This window comes from Pantoea sp. UYEF8 (assembly GCF_040546285.1).
In the GTDB taxonomy this organism is placed as follows: domain Bacteria; phylum Pseudomonadota; class Gammaproteobacteria; order Enterobacterales; family Enterobacteriaceae; genus Pantoea; species Pantoea brenneri.
In genome coordinates this window covers 451,976-469,478 of record NZ_JBEPNM010000003.1, presented here as the reverse complement: position 1 = coordinate 469,478, position 17,503 = coordinate 451,976, and the positions used below count along the sequence as shown (strand labels likewise).

Annotated in this window: 16 protein-coding genes; 3 read left to right on the top strand and 13 right to left on the bottom strand. The window is 55.9% G+C overall.

The genetic code is table 11. The annotated features are described in order from the left end of the window. Window positions 1-99: 99 nt before the first annotated feature. Window positions 100-1,140: a GMP reductase gene (locus ABIB18_RS08450; RefSeq protein ID WP_159222710.1), complete on the bottom strand. Its 1,041-nt coding sequence runs from the start codon at window positions 1,138-1,140 to the stop codon at window positions 100-102. Window positions 1,141-1,365: 225 nt separating this feature from the next. On the opposite strand from ABIB18_RS08450, the gene coaE reads away from it, so the two are divergent. The 3 genes from coaE to yacG are packed head-to-tail and all read left to right on the top strand — an operon-like array spanning window position 1,366 to window position 2,937. Next, a complete protein-coding gene (gene coaE / locus ABIB18_RS08445; protein WP_069728428.1) occupies window positions 1,366-1,983 on the top strand; it encodes a dephospho-CoA kinase in 618 nt (205 codons plus the stop codon). A 4-nt stretch (window positions 1,984-1,987) separates the two neighbouring features. Next, window positions 1,988-2,731: a cell division protein ZapD gene (gene zapD, locus ABIB18_RS08440; RefSeq protein ID WP_046289189.1), complete on the top strand. Its 744-nt coding sequence runs from the start codon at window positions 1,988-1,990 to the stop codon at window positions 2,729-2,731. A gap of 8 nt (window positions 2,732-2,739) precedes the next feature. Then, on the top strand, window positions 2,740-2,937 hold the full coding sequence (gene yacG, locus ABIB18_RS08435) for a DNA gyrase inhibitor YacG (RefSeq protein ID WP_031376700.1): 198 nt from the start codon (window positions 2,740-2,742) through the stop codon (window positions 2,935-2,937). A 30-nt stretch (window positions 2,938-2,967) separates the two neighbouring features. Here yacG and mutT read toward each other — a convergent pair whose 3' ends face one another. From mutT to murD, 12 genes are all read right to left on the bottom strand, one after another. Then, window positions 2,968-3,363, bottom strand: coding sequence for an 8-oxo-dGTP diphosphatase MutT (gene mutT / locus ABIB18_RS08430; RefSeq protein ID WP_069728429.1), 396 nt, complete (start codon window positions 3,361-3,363; stop codon window positions 2,968-2,970). Between the two features lie 166 nt (window positions 3,364-3,529). Beyond that, window positions 3,530-6,235 (bottom strand): preprotein translocase subunit SecA, encoded by a 2,706-nt coding sequence (gene secA, locus ABIB18_RS08425; protein WP_031376702.1) that lies wholly within the window; start codon window positions 6,233-6,235, stop codon window positions 3,530-3,532. Between the two features lie 74 nt (window positions 6,236-6,309). Continuing rightward, on the bottom strand, window positions 6,310-6,816 hold the full coding sequence (secM, locus tag ABIB18_RS08420; RefSeq protein ID WP_341802483.1) for a secA translation cis-regulator SecM: 507 nt from the start codon (window positions 6,814-6,816) through the stop codon (window positions 6,310-6,312). 301 nt (window positions 6,817-7,117) lie between these two features. Next, window positions 7,118-8,035: a UDP-3-O-acyl-N-acetylglucosamine deacetylase gene (gene lpxC, locus ABIB18_RS08415; protein WP_031376704.1), complete on the bottom strand. Its 918-nt coding sequence runs from the start codon at window positions 8,033-8,035 to the stop codon at window positions 7,118-7,120. 101 nt (window positions 8,036-8,136) lie between these two features. Continuing rightward, on the bottom strand, window positions 8,137-9,291 hold the full coding sequence (gene ftsZ, locus ABIB18_RS08410; protein ID WP_009092127.1) for a cell division protein FtsZ: 1,155 nt from the start codon (window positions 9,289-9,291) through the stop codon (window positions 8,137-8,139). Window positions 9,292-9,362: 71 nt separating this feature from the next. Further along, window positions 9,363-10,619: a cell division protein FtsA gene (gene ftsA / locus ABIB18_RS08405; protein WP_003854739.1), complete on the bottom strand. Its 1,257-nt coding sequence runs from the start codon at window positions 10,617-10,619 to the stop codon at window positions 9,363-9,365. After that, window positions 10,616-11,455: a cell division protein FtsQ gene (gene ftsQ / locus ABIB18_RS08400; protein WP_031375972.1), complete on the bottom strand. Its 840-nt coding sequence runs from the start codon at window positions 11,453-11,455 to the stop codon at window positions 10,616-10,618. Before ftsQ ends, ftsA begins: the two co-directional genes overlap by 4 nt. Window position 11,456: 1 nt before the next feature. Next, a complete protein-coding gene (locus ABIB18_RS08395; protein ID WP_031375973.1) occupies window positions 11,457-12,377 on the bottom strand; it encodes a D-alanine--D-alanine ligase in 921 nt (306 codons plus the stop codon). Further along, a complete protein-coding gene (gene murC, locus ABIB18_RS08390) occupies window positions 12,370-13,845 on the bottom strand; it encodes a UDP-N-acetylmuramate--L-alanine ligase (protein WP_031375974.1) in 1,476 nt (491 codons plus the stop codon). The genes ABIB18_RS08395 and murC overlap by 8 nt, the downstream gene beginning before the upstream one ends. Window positions 13,846-13,915: 70 nt before the next feature. Further along, on the bottom strand, window positions 13,916-14,974 hold the full coding sequence (gene murG / locus ABIB18_RS08385) for an undecaprenyldiphospho-muramoylpentapeptide beta-N-acetylglucosaminyltransferase (protein ID WP_031375975.1): 1,059 nt from the start codon (window positions 14,972-14,974) through the stop codon (window positions 13,916-13,918). Beyond that, window positions 14,971-16,185, bottom strand: coding sequence for a cell division protein FtsW (gene ftsW, locus ABIB18_RS08380; RefSeq protein WP_031375976.1), 1,215 nt, complete (start codon window positions 16,183-16,185; stop codon window positions 14,971-14,973). Before ftsW ends, murG begins: the two co-directional genes overlap by 4 nt. Next, window positions 16,185-17,501 carry a UDP-N-acetylmuramoyl-L-alanine--D-glutamate ligase gene (gene murD / locus ABIB18_RS08375; RefSeq protein WP_031375977.1) on the bottom strand — a complete coding sequence of 439 codons (1,317 nt, stop codon included), beginning with the start codon at window positions 17,499-17,501 and terminating at the stop codon, window positions 16,185-16,187. Before murD ends, ftsW begins: the two co-directional genes overlap by 1 nt. Window positions 17,502-17,503 lie beyond the last annotated feature (2 nt).

Here is a 17,503-nt window from a genome sequence, read left to right as displayed (position 1 = left end):
CAGTATCGGAAATACCATCAAGTGCCTGATTGTCATTGAATCTCCATCAGTCACTGTCGGCCACTCCCTGACCCTGAATCGCTGACAACCGGCAGCTAACTATCGGTTAAACACCCGGTTTTCCTGCTCAGTCACCCGGATAAAAGTGGTGCGCTTGGTCAGTTCCTTTAGACGCTCTGCCCCTACGTAGGTACAGGCTGAACGCAGGCCACCCAGAATGTCGCGTGCCGTATCAGCTACCGGACCACGTAATGGCAGCTTCACGGTTTTGCCTTCTGCTGCACGGTACTCCGCAACGCCACCTACGTGACGCTTCATTGCCGACTCCGAACTCATGCCGTAAAACAGCATGAAGCTTTCGCCATTCTCTTCGATGACCTTGCCTTCACATTCATCGTGCGCTGCCAGCATACCGCCCAGCATTACAAAATCGGCACCGCCGCCAAAGGCTTTAGCAATATCACCCGGCACCGCACAGCCACCGTCACTGACAATCTGTCCACCCAGTCCGTGCGCCGCATCAGCGCACTCAATCACCGCCGAGAGCTGTGGGTAGCCCACGCCGGTCTTCACGCGCGTGGTGCAGACTGAGCCAGGGCCAATGCCCACTTTGACAATATCGGCACCAGACAGAATCAGCTCTTCCACCATTTCCCCGGTTACTACATTACCGGCACAGATCGTTTTGCCAGGAAACGCTTCGCGGGCACGCTGCAGAAAATCGACAAAATGCTGCGAGTAGCCGTTAGCCACATCAATGCAGATAAACTGTAATTTCTCTGACAAGGCCATAATGGCGTTCAGCTTGGTAAAGTCCGCTTCAGAGGTGCCGGTAGAGACCATCACCGCGTTCAGTACCGGCGCGGGCACACGCTGAATAAACGCTCGCCAGTCATCTACGCTGTAATGCTTATGCACCGCAGTCAGGATATTAAAGCTGGCCAGCGCTTCTGCCATCAGAAAGGTACCGACGGTATCCATATTGGCGGCAATGATTGGGACACCGCTCCAGCTCAGGCCGGAGTGCTTAAAGGTAAAACTGCGCTCCAGCTCAACCTGCGAGCGGCTTTTCAGCGTGGAACGTTTTGGGCGAATCAGAACGTCTTTAAAGCCCAGTTTCAAATCTTCTTCAATACGCATGTGTCATGTCCTGGTGAGTGGCAACGAACCGCAGTTCGCGAAGCCAGCACGGCTCCAGTGACCTTATGATACGCGCCTGCCGTCCGGCGACAAGACTGCGAATTTCACTTTATTTACGCTACAATCCGTAAAATTTAGCTGAGCATTATCGTTGTGATCTGGCCCGCATTTTTGCGTTACTGATCCAGACCATTAACATGAACCTGTGTCCAAAAGAGAAGTCAGATGGGAAATAGGCCCTACACCATAGCGCTGACAGGGGGAATCGGTAGCGGTAAAAGCTCGATTGCCAGACAGTTCGCTGCGCTCGGGGTCGACATTATCGATGCTGACCTGATTGCGCGCGAAGTGGTTGAGCCAGGGACGCCGGCTTTACAGGCGATTGAAGCACGTTACGGTGCCGCGATCCTGACCGAACAGGGCACCCTGGATCGCGCGCGGTTACGCGAGATTATTTTTCAGACGCCAGAAGAGAAAAGCTGGTTAAACGCGCTGCTGCATCCGCTGATTAACGCCCGCACCCAACAGTTGATCGCTGCCGCCTCTTCACCTTATGTGCTGTGGGTGGTGCCGTTACTGGTGGAAAATCAGTTACAGCACCAGGCTGACCGGGTACTGGTGATTGATGTCGACGAAGCGACACAGATAGCCCGGACTCAGCAACGCGACCAGCTTTCTCTCGCCCAGGTGCAACGTATTCTTGCGGCACAGGCCACGCGGCAGCAACGCCTCGCCTGTGCTGATGACATTATTGATAACAGTGGCGAGCCTGAAGATGCATTGCCACAGGTTGCCGAACTCCATCAGCGCTACCTCAGGCTGGCGGCAACGAAACAGGATTAACACCATGAGCACACCCGTTCTGTTTGAACATCCCCTGAATGAAAAAATGCGAACCTGGTTACGGGTTGAGTTTCTGATTAATCAGCTGGATGAGACCACCCCGCTGGATAAAACCGTTAACGCCCTGACCTTTTTTCGTCTGATCGGTGAACTGCTCGATATTTTCGAGCGGGGCGACATGCGTACCGAGTTGTTGAAAGAGCTGGAGCGCCAGCAGCAGAAATTGCGCGCCTGGGCTGATGTGCCTGGCGTAGATATGACGCTGGTAGATGCCCTGCGTGAAAAGTTAAAAATGCAGTCAACCCAGCTGATGAATGCGCCGCGGATGGGGCAGCAACTGCGGGAAGACCGTCTGATTGCGCTGGTGCGTCAGCGCCTGAGCATTCCTGGCGGCTGCTGCAGTTTTGATTTACCCGGCCTGCATATCTGGCTGCATTTACCCCAGGAAGCGCGTGATGCCCAGGTGGAAGCCTGGATGCAGACGCTGGTGCCGCTGCATCATGCGCTGGCGATGATCCTCGACCTGATCCGTCAGTCCGGGGCGTTTCGCAATCAGACCAGCCTGAATGGCTTTTATCAGGACAACGCTGAGGGTGCCGACCTGCTCCGCCTGCAGCTGTCGCTGGAGGATGCGCTTTACCCGCAGGTCTCCGGACATAAAAGCCGTTATGCCATTCGTTTTATGCCGCTTGATAGTGAGCGTGGTGAAGTACCAGCCCGACTCGACTTTCAACTGGCCTGTTGTTAGAGGTGAATATGCAGCAAGAAGTCATGACCGTCGCCTGTCCACAGTGCGGCAAAGATGTTATCTGGGATGAACTCAGCCCGTGGCGGCCGTTTTGCAGTAAGCGCTGCCAGCTGATTGATTTGGGTGAATGGGCCGCTGAAGAGAAACGTATTCCCAGCAGCGGTGATCTGAATGACAGCGATAACTGGAGCGAAGAAGACCATTAATTGCCGGATGGGGTGAGTCGCCCCATCCTGTCAAAACTCGCCCGCAATCAGGCGGGCAATCAGTTGATGATTCGCCGGAGGAAACTCTTCGGCGACCAGCGCCTGTTGATCAACCCAACGCTGCGGCTGCCCCTCCTTGCCCCACGGCTCTCCCTTCCAGCCTTCAACCAGGAAGAAATGCAGCGTTACCCGCAGATCTTCATAGCTATGATCAGCCTGACCAATCGGACGCGCTTCGGTGACCTCAATGCCGGTCTCTTCCTGCAACTCGCGAATCAGACCCTGTTCGGCGCTCTCACCCGCTTCAATCTTGCCGCCGGGAAACTCCCATTTATTGGCCATATAGGATGTCGCCGCGCGCTGGGCAAGGAAAATCTGTTTATCGGCATTGCGGATAATACCAACCGCGACCTGCAGGTGCTTCATGAAGAATATCCCGAGATTATTGGGTGAATGAGCAGTGAGTTTAAAACAGGGTGTGGCGGAAGTTAACCGCTTTAACCTGCTGAAACAACCAAACTCAGCGTCTGTCGCGGCCAGGCAGCAGCCAAAAAAAAGGAGCCAGTGGCTCCTTTTTCATCAGCGGTTAATCTCAGGCCAGGCGGCCGTGACACTGCTTATATTTTTTACCTGAACCACATGGGCAGGGATCGTTGCGTCCGACTTTGCGTTCACCACTCTGCTGCGCCAGCGCTTCGGCCGCCAGCGTCTCTTCTTCAACGTGGCTCAGTTGTTGCTGCTGAGCCAGACGTTCAGCCTCTTCGCGACGCTGCTGCTCCATCGCTTCAACTTCTTCCGGCATCCGCACCTGGACCTTGCTCAGGGTGCTGATCACTTCATATTTCAGTGACTCAAGCATGGCGGCAAACATAGCGAACGATTCACGTTTGTACTCCTGCTTCGGATCCTTCTGCGCATAGCCACGCAGATGGATGCCCTGACGCAGATAATCCATCGCCGCCAGATGCTCTTTCCACAGCGAATCCAGCGTCTGCAACATCACGCCTTTTTCGAAGTTACGCATCATCTCAGCACCAACCACCTCTTCTTTGGCGGCATAGTTCTCCATCGCATGGGTCATGATGCGCTCACGCAGCACTTCTTCATGCAGATCGGGCTCTTTATCCAGCCACTCCGCAATTGGCAGATTAAGATCGAAGTCAGTACGCAGGCGCTCTTCCAGCCCTGGTACATCCCACATCTCTTCCAGTGACTGCGGTGGAATATAGGTATCAATGGTCGCTTTGTAGACGTCATGACGGATGCTGTTGATGGTTTCGCTCACATCCGACACATCCAGCAGTTCGTTACGCTGGCTGTAGATGGCACGACGCTGATCGTTGGCCACATCATCATATTCCAGCAGCTGCTTACGAATATCGAAGTTACGGCTCTCAACTTTGCGCTGCGCATTGGCAATCGCTTTGGTCACCCACGGGTGCTCAATCGCTTCACCCGGCTTCATCCCCAGTTTGCGCATCATGTTAGAGACGCGATCCGAGGCGAAAATACGCATCAGCGCATCTTCCATCGACAGGTAGAAACGGGAAGAACCGGCGTCGCCCTGACGGCCAGCACGACCACGCAGCTGGTTATCGATACGGCGCGACTCGTGGCGCTCAGTACCCACGATGTGTAAACCGCCGGAGGCCAGTACCGCGTCATGGCGAATCTGCCATGCGGCTTTAATCTCTTCGATCTGTGCTTCGGTCGGGTTTTCCAGCTCGGCTACTTCGGCGTGCCAGCTGCCGCCCAGCATGATGTCAGTACCACGACCGGCCATGTTGGTGGCGATGGTGACCGCGCCCGGCTGACCTGCCTGTGCCACGATTTCTGCTTCGCGGGCGTGGAATTTGGCGTTCAGAACGTTGTGTTTAATACCGGCACGTGTCAGTTCGTTAGAGACCACTTCCGATTTCTCAATCGAGATGGTCCCGACCAGCACCGGCTGGCCGTTGGCGGTACGTTCACGGATATCTTCAATGATCGCGTCGATTTTCTCTTTCTCGGTCATATAGACCAGATCGGCCAGATCTTTACGCACCATTGGACGGTTAGTCGGTACCACAATGGTATCGAGCTTGTAGATAGAGCTGAATTCGAACGCTTCGGTATCCGCGGTCCCGGTCATACCGGCCAGCTTTTCGTAGATACGGAAGTAGTTCTGGAAAGTGATAGAGGCCAGCGTCTGGTTCTCGTTCTGGATCTCTACCCCTTCTTTGGCTTCAATCGCCTGATGCAGTCCGTCTGACCAGCGACGACCCTGCATGGTACGACCGGTGTGCTCATCAACAATCACCACTTCGCCATCTTTCACGATGTAATCCACATCGCGGGTAAACAGCGCATGGGCGCGCAGTGCCGCAGTAACGTGGTGCATCAGCATAATGTTGGTCGGTGAATAGAGTGATTCGCCGGCTTCCATAATGCCCTGGCTGACCAGCAGCTCTTCGACCTTAACCAGTCCACGTTCAGACATGTGCGCCTGACGGGCTTTTTCATCCACCCAGAAGTCGCCTTCACCCTGATGGGTTTCAGTGTCTTCTTTATCCTGACGAATCAGGTGCGGAATGATTTTGTTTACTTTGGTATAGAGCTCAGAACTGTCTTCCGCAGGTCCCGAAATGATCAGCGGGGTACGCGCTTCATCGATCAGGATGGAGTCAACTTCATCCACCAGTGCGTAGTGCAGTTTACGCTGTACGCGCTCTTCCGGGCTGAAGGCCATGTTGTCGCGCAGGTAATCGAAGCCATATTCGTTGTTGGTACCGTAAGTAATGTCAGCGGCGTAAGCTTCACGCTTCGCTACTGCAGGCAGACCCGACATGTTGATGCCGACGGTCAGACCGAGGAACTCAAACAACGGACGGTTATTCTCGGCATCACGCTGTGCCAGATAGTCGTTGACGGTAACGACGTGAACCCCTTTACCGGAGAGCGCATTCAGATAGGCTGGCAGCGTGGCGGTCAGGGTTTTACCTTCACCGGTACGCATCTCGGCGATGCAGCGATCGTTCAGTACCATGCCGCCGATCAGCTGGACGTCGAAGTGACGCATGCCGAACACGCGCTTACTCGCTTCACGCACGGTAGCAAAAGCTTCCGGGATCAGGCTTTCCAGCGTCTCGCCTTTTTTCAGGCGTTCACGGAACAGTTCGGTTTTGCCTTTCAGTTCATCATCAGAGAGCTTTTCAAAGTCCGGCTCCATCTTGTTGATGACATCCACCACTTTACGCATACGACGCAGAGTACGATCGTTACTGCTACCAAAAACCTTGGTTAACATTTTGATTAACATAGTAAATATATTCTCAATTCAGCCGGATCATTCCGGACTGCAAAATCTAAACAGAGTGAATAAAACCAAAAATATTAGCAGGACAATTGGGTGGGTCCGGCGCGGATGCCATGAACGCGGGCATGCCATTCAACCCATGAGCGGGTTACAGCCGTAAACAGCGGTGGAGTCGGGGTCGTCTGCGGCACAGCACGCAACGCAGAGTGTGACGTCAGTAAGTCATGCAGCGAATCGATCAGCGCCAGCTTTTGCGCCGCCAGCGGCAGAGTTTGTTGTTCCGCCTGCGCCTGGGGCGTTAGCGTGAAAGAGAGGTGTCGAATAACGGTGCGGATGGCGTGCTGGTGCCAGTAATCCACATTGAAGCTGGGGCGGCGTGCCGCTTCCTGCAGGCGAATCAGGTGATCAAACCGCGCGGCGTTGCCCATGAACAGGCTACTGGCCGGCGATTCAGATGAAGCATTGAGTTCAGAACTTTGCGCACAGGCAGGTAAGCCGAGACTGGCCGCGACCATCCCTAACAGGAGATGAGGCCAGAAATAGCGTCTACCTAATTGTCGCCAGCGCAGAAGAATTCCGATCACAACCTTTCCATCGCGCATGCTCTGTTGCGCTTCCGTTTTCGTTCGCCCGCCGCGAGCGGCAGCGGTATTCAGCCTGTAAAAGCGCCAGAGATAGTATCACTAATGTGGGGCATCCACACCTGGGATTAAAGTGGCGGTGCGAGAAATTGCGCGCGATTGTTCAGCAATTCAGCAAAACGGACGGCGCGATGCGAGCAGGCTCGACATCAGCAGAGGCGGGGACCGGAGCAATAAAAAAACGGCTGGCGCCGCTGACCGGAGAGGGTGTCAGCATAACCAGCCGTTTCACGTTCTGAGGTAATTAAGCCAGAACCAGATTCGGTGCTTTGAATGCCAGCGGCAGTTCAGCTTCGTCTTCGAAGGTTGCCCATTCCCAGGCTTCCTGCTTAGCCAGAACCGCTTGCAGCAGCTTATTGTTCAGCGCATGACCCGATTTGAACGCCGTGAAGGCGCCAATGATATTGTGGCCACACATAAACAGGTCGCCGATAGCGTCCAGCATTTTGTGACGGACAAATTCGTCCTCAAAACGCAGGCCTTCTTCATTCAGTACGCGGAAATCATCCAGACCTATCGCACAATCTAAGCTACCGCCCAGGCACAGGCCTTTAGACTGCAGATATTCGATTTCACGCATAAAGCCAAATGTACGCGCCCGGCTGATTTGACGAACAAAGGCGTCAGCAGAGAAGTTCATCGCATAACGCTGCGAGCTGGAATCGATCGCCGGGTGTTTGAAGTCAATGGTGAAGTCGAGCGAGAAACCGTTGTACGGTTTGATCTCGGCCCATTTGTCACCCTCTTCCACACGCACGGTCTGCTTAACGCGCACAAATTTCTTCGCGCTGTTGAGCTGCTCAATGCCTGCATCCATCAGCAGATAGATAAACGGTGCTGCGCTGCCATCCATAATCGGGATTTCCGGTGCATCGACTTCAACAATGATGTTATCGATACCCAGACCCGCCAGGGCGGCATTAAGGTGTTCAACCGTTGAAATACGCACGCCTTCATCATTCACCAGGCAGGTACTCAGCATGGTGTCGCGCACGTATTTTGCATCAGCCGGAAAATCTACCGGTGGATTCAAGTCGGTGCGACGATAGATGACCCCGGTATTAGCCGACGCAGGGCGTAATGTCAGTGTGACTTTCTTGCCGGTATGTAAACCGACACCAGTCGCCTGAACAATACGTTTTAGTGTCCTTTGTTTGATCATCGTATTATCTCGCAATATTACCTTTCCGACCGCTAGTATACTTTACCAGCGGGCAGACACTTTAGCACAAAGAGCGGGGAAACCCAATTATAGGGTTAATCCTAGTCGGCCTGCTTACGCAAAAATGCCGGAATATCAAGGTAGTCTGGCTCTTTGTTTGACTGCGCAGCCTGGTCGTTAACCACTTTAGCTGCCGGTTTCTGCTCCTGCGGCAGCGGTGACATACCGTGCTGCTGATAGCGATGATCCATAACCGGCTGGCTGGCTGGTTTATTGGTCACCAGGGTGATTTCCGGACGTTTGTCCATGCCGATACCGGTTGCCACCACGGTGACGCGCAGTTCGTCATTCATTTCTGGATCCAGTGAAGTACCGATCACCACTGTCGCGTTGTCAGAGGCGAAGGCGCGGATAGTGTTACCCACGGTTTCGAACTCATCCAGACGCAGGTCGAAGCCAGCCGTGATGTTGACCAGCACGCCGCGCGCACCAGACAGGTCGATATCTTCCAGCAGTGGGCTGGAGATCGCCATTTCAGCCGCTTCTTCAGCGCGGTCTTCACCACAGGCAACGCCTGAACCCATCATGGCGTAACCCATTTCGGACATCACGGTACGCACGTCAGCAAAGTCGACGTTCATCAGACCCGGACGGGTAATCAGTTCGGCGATACCCTGAACCGCGCCTTTCAGCACGTCATTGGCTGCGCCAAAGGCGTCCAGCAGGGAGATACCGCGACCCAGAACTTTCAGCAGCTTGTCGTTTGGAATAGTAATCAGTGAATCGACATGCTTAGAGAGTTCCGCGATCCCCTGCTCAGCAAACGCCATGCGTTTCTTGCCTTCGAAGTTGAACGGCTTGGTGACAACGGCCACGGTCAGGATACCCAGATCCTTCGCCACTTCCGCTACCACAGGCGCTGCACCGGTACCGGTACCGCCGCCCATGCCTGCTGCGATGAAGACCATGTCTGCCCCTTCCAGCGCAGAACGCAGTGCTTCGCGATCTTCTTCTGCAGAGTTACGGCCGACTTCCGGGTTCGCACCCGCACCCAGACCTTTGGTAATGTTATTACCGATCTGAATCGTCTGGCCGACAGCTGTTTTACGCAGCGCTTGCGCGTCGGTATTCACAGCAAAGAATTCCACACCTTCGATACGCTCGCGTACCATGTGCTCTACGGCGTTGCCACCGCCACCGCCGACGCCGATGACTTTAATCACCGCGTCATTGGTTAATTCCATAGGTTCAAACATGATTTCTCTCCGTTATGTGCCTGTCGCCTGGAGATCACTAAAGAAAACAGCATGATCCCCTTTTACAAAAATTAAAACTCTTTTTTCAACCAACTATTGATGCGCTTGAACCAGTTGCCTACCGAAACCCGTTTTTCGGTCTCTGCATCGCCGTTCATGTGCGACTCTTTGCCGTAATGCAACAGTCCCACCGCGGTGGAGTAGTACGACTCCTGCGCATAGTCAGTTAAGCCGGTAATATTCAGCGGTTGTCCGATACGCACCTGCGTATGGAATACGCGTTGCGCACAGGCCGCCAGTCCTTCGATTTGCGCGGCACCGCCGGTCAGGACAATGCCCGCCGCAAGATGGTGCTTCACGCCCTGCTGACGCAGTTGTTCCTGTAACTGCAGAATCTCGTCATTGACCAGATTCAAAAGCTCGGTATAACGCGGCTCAATCACTTCGGCCAGCGTCTGACGCTGCAGGCTGCGCGGTGGACGTCCGCCCACGCTCGGCACTTCAACGTTCTCATCTTTGCCGACAATCGAGCCCAGCGCGCAACCGTGACGCACTTTGATCGCTTCCGCATCGGTTGGCGGTGTGCCAAATGCATAGGCGATGTCGCTGGTGACCACGTTGCCTGCATAAGGAATAACCTTAGTGTGCCGTAAAGCACCGCCGGTATATACGGCAATGTCCATTGTACCGCCACCGATGTCGACAACACAGACACCCAGCTCACGTTCGTCTTCGGTCAGAACCGCAAAACTGGATGCCAGGCCGGCAAAAATCAGTTGGTCAACTTTCAGGCCACATCGTTCAACGGCTTTAACAATATTTTTCGCCATATCGTTGTGACAGGTGATCAGATGCACTTTTGCCTGCATCCGCACCCCGGAAAGCCCGACCGGATTTTTGATCCCTTCCTGATAATCAATGGCGTATTCCTGAGGAATAACATGCAGGATGCGATGCTCGTCACGCACACGCACCGACTTAGCGGTATGCACTACGTTCTCTACATCATCCTGAGTCACTTCCTCTTCGGAAATCGGAACCATCCCGATTTCGTTCTGACAACTAATATGTTTGCCCGATAACGCAAGGTAGACGGAGGAAATCTGGCAATCTGCCATCAGCTCAGCCTGATCGATGGCGCGCTGTACGCATTTCACCACCGACTCAAGGTCATTCACGCCACCTTTATCCATACCGCGGGACGGGCAGCTGCCCACCCCAATAATATTGACCATACCATCGGGCAGAATTTCCCCAACCAGGGCGGCAACCTTCGCGGTGCCAATTTCGAGTCCAACTACCAGTTTTCTGTCCGTTGCCTTGATCATTGTTGTTTAGCCTGTGCCTGGTTCTGTTGCTGATTACTGTCCTGTGGCTCCATCACGACCGGCGTCCAGCCAACAGAGGCGCCCGAGTCGTATCGTAAATCCACGTAGCTGATACGTTTGCTCTCGTTCTGACCTTGCTGTTGCAGCACCGGGTAGAGCTCAATAAAGCGGTTCAGACGCTTCATGGTGTCGCTGCGCCCCAGTTCGATGCGCACATCGTCACTGGTAACCAGCTGCCATGAACGCCGGGCCGTCATCGACGCGACCTTCAGGGTAAACTTTCTGGCCTTCAGTACATCGTCCATGCTGTGATAACCCGCCAGCACCTCTTTCTCACTGCCTTCTGGTCCATACAGCATCGGCAGGGTTTCTTTGCCGATATGGTTAGCCGGGACGCTGAAGGAGACGCCATCCGCGTCAACCATATGCAGATCGTTCCAGCGCGCCACCGGGGTATATTCCACCAGATGGATCTTCAGCTCGTCCGGCCACTGTTTACGCACGCTGACCTGCTTAATCCACGGCAGCCTCTCTATCTGCTGCTGCAGAATATCCACGTCCTGCGACATGAACGTGCCCGGCGCGCCAAGTGACAGAATCGCCTGGCGAATGTCATCGTGGGTGGTGTAATGGGTTTGCCCGGTCACCACCAGTTTCGATAACGGCAGCCGTGATGCATCGTTCATCCACTTCAGCACCACCAGCCCGCCAGAAATCATAATGCCTATCACGATCAGCAAAAAAACGATGCCGAACAGTCGGGCTCCGTTACTGCGCCCGGTGCGTATACGCTCCTGCGGTTCACGGTTTCGAACTCTCATCGCCGCCTGTGACATATCAGTCGGCCAACTCCAGAATATGCGCAACCAGCTGCGCGAAGCTCATGCCGGCCTGTTTCGCCGCCATCGGCACCAGGCTGTGGCTGGTCATTCCCGGTGAGGTATTGGCTTCCAGCAGCTGGAAATTGCCCGCACCATCGGTCATCACATCCACCCTGCCCCAGCCGCGACAGCCAAGCGCACGCCAGGCCGCCAGCACCAGTTGCTGTAATTCAGCTTCACGCGCCGGGCTCAGGTCGGCCGGACAGACGTACTGAGTATCGTCAGAAATATATTTTGCTTCATAGTCATAGAACTCGCTGGCGCTCTTTATTTCGATAGAGGGCAGGATGCGATCGCCCACAATCGCCACCGTGTACTCCGCGCCGCTGAGAAACGCCTCGACCAGCACGTTATCGTCGTGCTCAAAAGCGGTTGCCAGCGCGTCAGGCAAGGCGCTCAGCGCATTGACCCGGCTGATTCCCACGCTGGAACCTTCACAGGCAGGTTTGACGAATAACGGCAGTCCGAGCGCAGCAATGGCCGCTTCCGTCTCTGCATCCAGCCCGGCATCGAACTGCTGGCGCGTCAGCCAGACAAACTGCCCGGAAGGCAAACCGCGTCCCTGCCACAGCAGCTTGGTGCGCAGCTTGTCCATGGTGACCGCTGACGCCATCACGCCGCTGCCGGTGTAAGGCAGCTGCAGAAATTCCAGCACCGCCTGTAGCGTGCCATCTTCGCCGCCACGACCATGCAGAGCGATAAACGCTTTGGTAAAGCCCTGCTCTTTGAGCGTCAGTACCGACACATCGCGGGTGTCGACAGCGTGCGCGTCAATCCCGCTTTCACGTAGCCCGGCCAGCACCGCCTGACCAGACATCAGCGAAACCTCACGCTCGGCGGACGTCCCGCCCATCAATACTGCAACTTTGTCAGCCATGACGATCCTCCGCTTTACGTTCCGGCTGGAGCTTACAATCCGCCAGCTTGCGGGCAACCTTGCCGACGTTACCGGCACCCTGCACCAGAATCAGATCGTTGCCAGACAGCAGCGGTGCCAGCATTTCTGGCAATGCGTCATGCTCAGGCACCAGAATCGGATCAACCTTGCCGCGATTGCGAATCGCACGGCACAGCGAGCGACTGTCAGCACCAGGAATCGCCGTCTCGCCGGCAGAGTAGACATCCAGCATCAACAGGACATCGACCTGTGACAGCACGTTAGCGAAGTCATCAAACAGATCGCGGGTACGGGTATAGCGGTGCGGCTGAAATACCATCACCAGCTTTTTATCTGGCCAGCCGGCGCGTGCCGCTTTAATCGTCGCATCGACTTCGGTCGGATGATGACCATAATCATCCACCAGCATCGCACTGCCCACCTGACCGTTTACCGGTTCGGTCGGGAATTCACCCAACAGATCGAAACGGCGGCCGGTGCCCTGGAAACTCTCCAGCGCGGCCAGAATCGCATTGTCATCGATGCCCTCTTCGCTAGCCACGGCCACGGCCGCCGCCGCGTTCAGTGCGTTATGACGACCCGGCGCATTCAGGGTAATCTGCAGCAGCGGTTTGTCCTGACGGACCAGCGTAAAGTGCCCTTGTGAGCCGCGCTGATGATAATTCTCAATGCGGAAGTCCGCATCATCACTGAAGCCGTAAGTGGTGATTTGACGTCCCACGCGCGGGATCAGGTCACGAATAACCACATCATCCACACACATCACTGCACGGCCATAAAACGGCAGGTTGTGCAGGAAGTTAATAAAGGTCTGCTTCAGGTTCTCGAAGTCGCCCTGATAGGTATCCATATGGTCGGCTTCGATGTTGGTGACAATCGCCACCATCGGCTGCAGATGCAGGAACGACGCATCACTCTCATCGGCTTCCGCAATCAGGTAACGACTGCTGCCCAGGCGCGCATGGGTACCTGCGGCTTTCACCAGACCGCCGTTAACAAAGGTCGGATCGAGACCGCCCTCTGCATAAATACTCGACACCATCGCCGTGGTGGTGGTTTTGCCATGGGTACCGGCAACGGCAATGCCATGACGGAAACGCATCAGTTCAGCCAGCATTTCGGCCCGGCGGATCACCGGGATGCGCTGCTCACGTGCAGCGACCAGCTCAGGGTTGTCCTGCGCAACGGCGCTGGAGACCACAACCACACTGGCGTCGGTCACATTCTCAGGGCGATGGTTGAAATAAATGGTGGCACCCAACGCAATCAGATTCTGGGTCACCGGGTTAGGGGCCAGATCTGAACCGCTGATATGGTAGCCTTCATTTGCTAACACTTCGGCAATACCGCCCATGCCAGCACCGCCGATGCCGACAAAGTGGATGTGCCGGACGCGACGCATCTCGGGCACGATAGTTCGCAGTTTTGCCAATTGTTGTGTATTCATCGCTCTCAATTACCTGCTCTTTCAGTTTGTGCTCAACCCGAGCACGGGTCAGACGCGCTGACCGGAATGATTACTTTGCGGCGCGAGCCACTTCCTGCGCGACCCGCTCGGTCGCATCGGGGATCGCAACCTGACGGGCCTGTTCGGCCATCGTCAGTAATGTCGGGCGATCCCAGTGGCGCAGCAGATCCGCTACCGCCTCCGCCGTAAACTGCGGCTGCTCAAAAATTCGGGCCGCGCCCGCTTTCTCCAGCGGCAGCGCGTTCCAGTACTGCTGGCGATCCTTGTGCTGAAACGGCACAAAAATCGCCGGTAAACCGGCAGCAGCCACTTCGCTCACCGTTAAGGCGCCGGAGCGACAGACCACCACATCAGCCCATGCATAGGCTGCGGCCATATCATCAATAAACTCGGTCACCTTATGCTGGGTCTGACCGACCTGCTGATAGGCTTTTTCAACTACCGGCAAGCCGCCTTTCCCGGTCTGGTGCCACAGCGTGATCTGATCACCCAGTTCAGCGGCAACCTGCGGCAGCGTCTGGTTCAGCACCCGCGCGCCCTGACTGCCACCAATCACCAGTACCCGTATTGGGCCACTGCGCTGGGCCAGACGTTCAGCCGGCAGCGGCAGCGCCAGCACATCGGTACGCACCGGATTGCCGACCACATCCGCCCGGGGAAACGCGCCGGGAAATGCCTGCAGCACTTTGGTGGCGATTTTCGCCAGCCACTTGTTGGTCAGGCCGGCAATGCCATTCTGCTCATGCAGCACCACCGGGATACCGCAACTCCAGGCCGCTAAGCCGCCCGGTCCGGAGACATAACCGCCCATCCCCAGTACTACATCCGGTTGCCAGGCTTTCATGATGCGACGCGCCTGACGCCATGCGTTGAAGATGCGCAGCGGAGCCAGCAGTAACGCCTTAACGCCTTTGCCGCGCAGTCCGCTGATGCGAATGAAATCGATGTCGATGCCGTGCTTCGGCACTAAATCCGCTTCCATACGGTCGGCAGTACCTAACCAGCGGACCTGCCAGCCCTGTTCCATCAGATGATGGGCAACAGCCAGACCGGGAAAGACATGCCCACCGGTTCCGCCTGCCATCACCATCAATCGCTTACTGCTCATCGACCACCTCGGGTAAACGCCTGCGCTTTCGCCAGGCGCGTTTCATAATCTATGCGTAACAAAAAGACGATGGCGGTCGACATAATAATCAGACTCGACCCGCCGTAACTGATCAGCGGCAGGGTCAGACCTTTAGTGGGCAGCATACCTGCTGCCGCGCCGACGTTAACCAGAGCCTGAAAGCTAAACCAGACACCAATTGAACAGGCCAGAAAGCCGGAAAAACGCTGATCCAGCTCCAGTGCACGGCGGCCAATCGACATCGCACGAAAAGCGACGAAGAATACCATTAACAGCGCCATAACCACACCGATGTAGCCGAGTTCTTCACCGATAATCGAGAAAATAAAGTCGGTGTGCGCTTCCGGCAGATATTCCAGTTTTTGCACCGAGTTACCCAGCCCCTGGCCCCAGAATTCACCGCGGCCAAATGCCATCAGCGACTGGGTCAGCTGGTAGCCGCTGCCGAACGGATCTTCCCACGGGTTCCAGAACGATGTGACGCGGCGCATACGGTACGGTTCGGCGATAATCAGCAGCACCACGGCAAAAATGCCGGAGCCGATGATGGCCAGGAACTGCCACAGTTTGGCACCGGCCAGGAAGAGCATGGCCAGCGTGGTGACGAACAGCACCACCACGGTACCGAGGTCCGGTTGCGCCAGCAGCAGTACTGCCAGCACCACCATCACGCCCATCGGCTTACAGAAGCCCCAGAAGTTGTTACGCACCTCTTCCACTTTGCGCACCAGATAGCTGGCGAGATAGCAAAACAGGGTAAGTTTGGATAACTCGGCTGGCTGGATACGCAGCGGTCCGAGGGCGATCCAGCGCGATGCACCGTTAACCGAACTGCCGACCACCAGTACAATCAGCAGCATGGCGACGGATGCCATTAACATCACGTTGCTGTAGCGCTGCCAGAAATCCATCGGCACCCGCAGCGTGACCAGCGCCATACCGACCGCCAGCGCGATATAAAACGCATCACGCTTGGCAAAATAGAACGGGTCATCATTGAGACGCTGACCAACCGGCATTGAGGCGGAAGTCACCATCACAAAACCAATCACTGCCAGGCCGAACGTCAGCCACAGCAGCGTGCGGTCATACAGCACCAGCGAGGTATCATCGCTTTCGCGCGATCCCATCACCCAATCTTTCAGACGACCCGAGAAGAACCGCGCCAGACCCGCGCCAGGAATATGCATCAGCTCAGCTCCTTCGCCAGTTGGGCGAACTGTTCGCCACGCTGTTCAAAGTTACGGAACTGATCAAGGCTGGCGCAGGCGGGTGACAACAGCACCATATCGCCTGACTTCAGCTGCGGGACGATCTGTTCCAGCGCCTGACGCAGGGTTTCGGTGCGCACCGCAATCTCCGGACGCAGCGAAGCCAGCGCATCGCCATCGCGGCCAAAGCAGTAGGTCCGCACGTTGTCACCCTGCAGATAAGGCGTCAGCGGTGAAAAATCGGCTGATTTACCGTCGCCGCCCAACAGCAGCCACAGGGTGCCGGTAACCTGCAGGCCATTCAGCGCCGCCTCGGTACTGCCCACGTTGGTGGCTTTGGAATCATTGATCCAGCGCACGCCCTGATGCTCAAGCACCAGCTGGAAGCGATGCGCCAGACCATTAAACTGGGTTAATGCAGCCAGGCTGGAAGCGCGCGGCAGTCCTACTGCATCGGCCAGCGCCAGCGCCGCCAGCGCGTTGGTGTAGTTGTGTTGTCCCACCAGCTTCATTTCAGCGGTGTTCAGCACCTTCTCGCCTTTCACCCGCAGCCAGACATTGCCCTGCTGCTTATTAAGATGATAGTCACCGAAGTCAATGCCAAAGCTGACGCAACGCGCATCTGCGCCGCGTACCGGCATGGTCAGCGCGTCATCTGCATTGACGACGCACACCTTCGCATTTTCATAAATACGCAGTTTGGCAGCACGATACTGCTGCATGCCCAGCGGATAGCGATCCATATGATCTTCACTGACGTTAAGTACCGTCGCCGCTGCCGCTTTCAGGCTGTGAGTGGTTTCAAGCTGGAAGCTGGAAAGTTCCAGTACATAAAGTTGCGCCGGTGACTGCAACAGGCTGAGCGCCGGCAACCCGATATTGCCGCCCACGCCGACCTGCCAGCCGGCCGCTTTCGCCATCTCACCCACCAGCGTAGTCACGGTGCTTTTACCATTGGAGCCGGTAATCGCCACGATCGGCGCCTGGGCTTCACGGCAGAACAGCTCAATGTCGCCGACGATTTCAATGCCGGCTTCTACCGCTTCGCTCAGAATCGGATGGGCCAGCGCGACGCCTGGGCTGGCGACAATCAGGTCGGCATCCAGCAGCCAGTCACCGTTAATGCCACCCAGATGGCGTTCCACCTGCGCCGGCAATTTCTCCAGCCCCGGCGGCGACACACGGGTGTCCATCACGCGAGGCGTTACGCCCTGCGCTAAAAAGAAATCAACACAGGAGAGACCGGTCAGGCCTAACCCGATGATGACAACTTTTCTTCCCCGATAGTCAGCCATGA

Excerpts from the sequence above, each read along its gene's own strand:
- ftsQ (WP_031375972.1), bottom strand. The coding sequence starts at position 11,455 with ATGTCACAGGCGGCGATGAGAGTTCGAAACCGTGAACCGCAGGAGCGT.
- murD (WP_031375977.1), bottom strand. The coding sequence starts at position 17,501 with ATGGCTGACTATCGGGGAAGAAAAGTTGTCATCATCGGGTTAGGCCTG.
- mutT (WP_069728429.1), bottom strand. The coding sequence starts at position 3,363 with ATGAAGCACCTGCAGGTCGCGGTTGGTATTATCCGCAATGCCGATAAA.
- coaE (WP_069728428.1), top strand. The coding sequence starts at position 1,366 with ATGGGAAATAGGCCCTACACCATAGCGCTGACAGGGGGAATCGGTAGC.
- secA (WP_031376702.1), bottom strand. The coding sequence starts at position 6,235 with ATGTTAATCAAAATGTTAACCAAGGTTTTTGGTAGCAGTAACGATCGT.
- ftsA (WP_003854739.1), bottom strand. The coding sequence starts at position 10,619 with ATGATCAAGGCAACGGACAGAAAACTGGTAGTTGGACTCGAAATTGGC.
- ftsW (WP_031375976.1), bottom strand. The coding sequence starts at position 16,185 with ATGCATATTCCTGGCGCGGGTCTGGCGCGGTTCTTCTCGGGTCGTCTG.
- ABIB18_RS08395 (WP_031375973.1), bottom strand. The coding sequence starts at position 12,377 with ATGGCTGACAAAGTTGCAGTATTGATGGGCGGGACGTCCGCCGAGCGT.
- murC (WP_031375974.1), bottom strand. The coding sequence starts at position 13,845 with ATGAATACACAACAATTGGCAAAACTGCGAACTATCGTGCCCGAGATG.
- lpxC (WP_031376704.1), bottom strand. The coding sequence starts at position 8,035 with ATGATCAAACAAAGGACACTAAAACGTATTGTTCAGGCGACTGGTGTC.
- zapD (WP_046289189.1), top strand. The coding sequence starts at position 1,988 with ATGAGCACACCCGTTCTGTTTGAACATCCCCTGAATGAAAAAATGCGA.
- ABIB18_RS08450 (WP_159222710.1), bottom strand. The coding sequence starts at position 1,140 with ATGCGTATTGAAGAAGATTTGAAACTGGGCTTTAAAGACGTTCTGATT.
- murG (WP_031375975.1), bottom strand. The coding sequence starts at position 14,974 with ATGAGCAGTAAGCGATTGATGGTGATGGCAGGCGGAACCGGTGGGCAT.
- ftsZ (WP_009092127.1), bottom strand. The coding sequence starts at position 9,291 with ATGTTTGAACCTATGGAATTAACCAATGACGCGGTGATTAAAGTCATC.
- yacG (WP_031376700.1), top strand. The coding sequence starts at position 2,740 with ATGCAGCAAGAAGTCATGACCGTCGCCTGTCCACAGTGCGGCAAAGAT.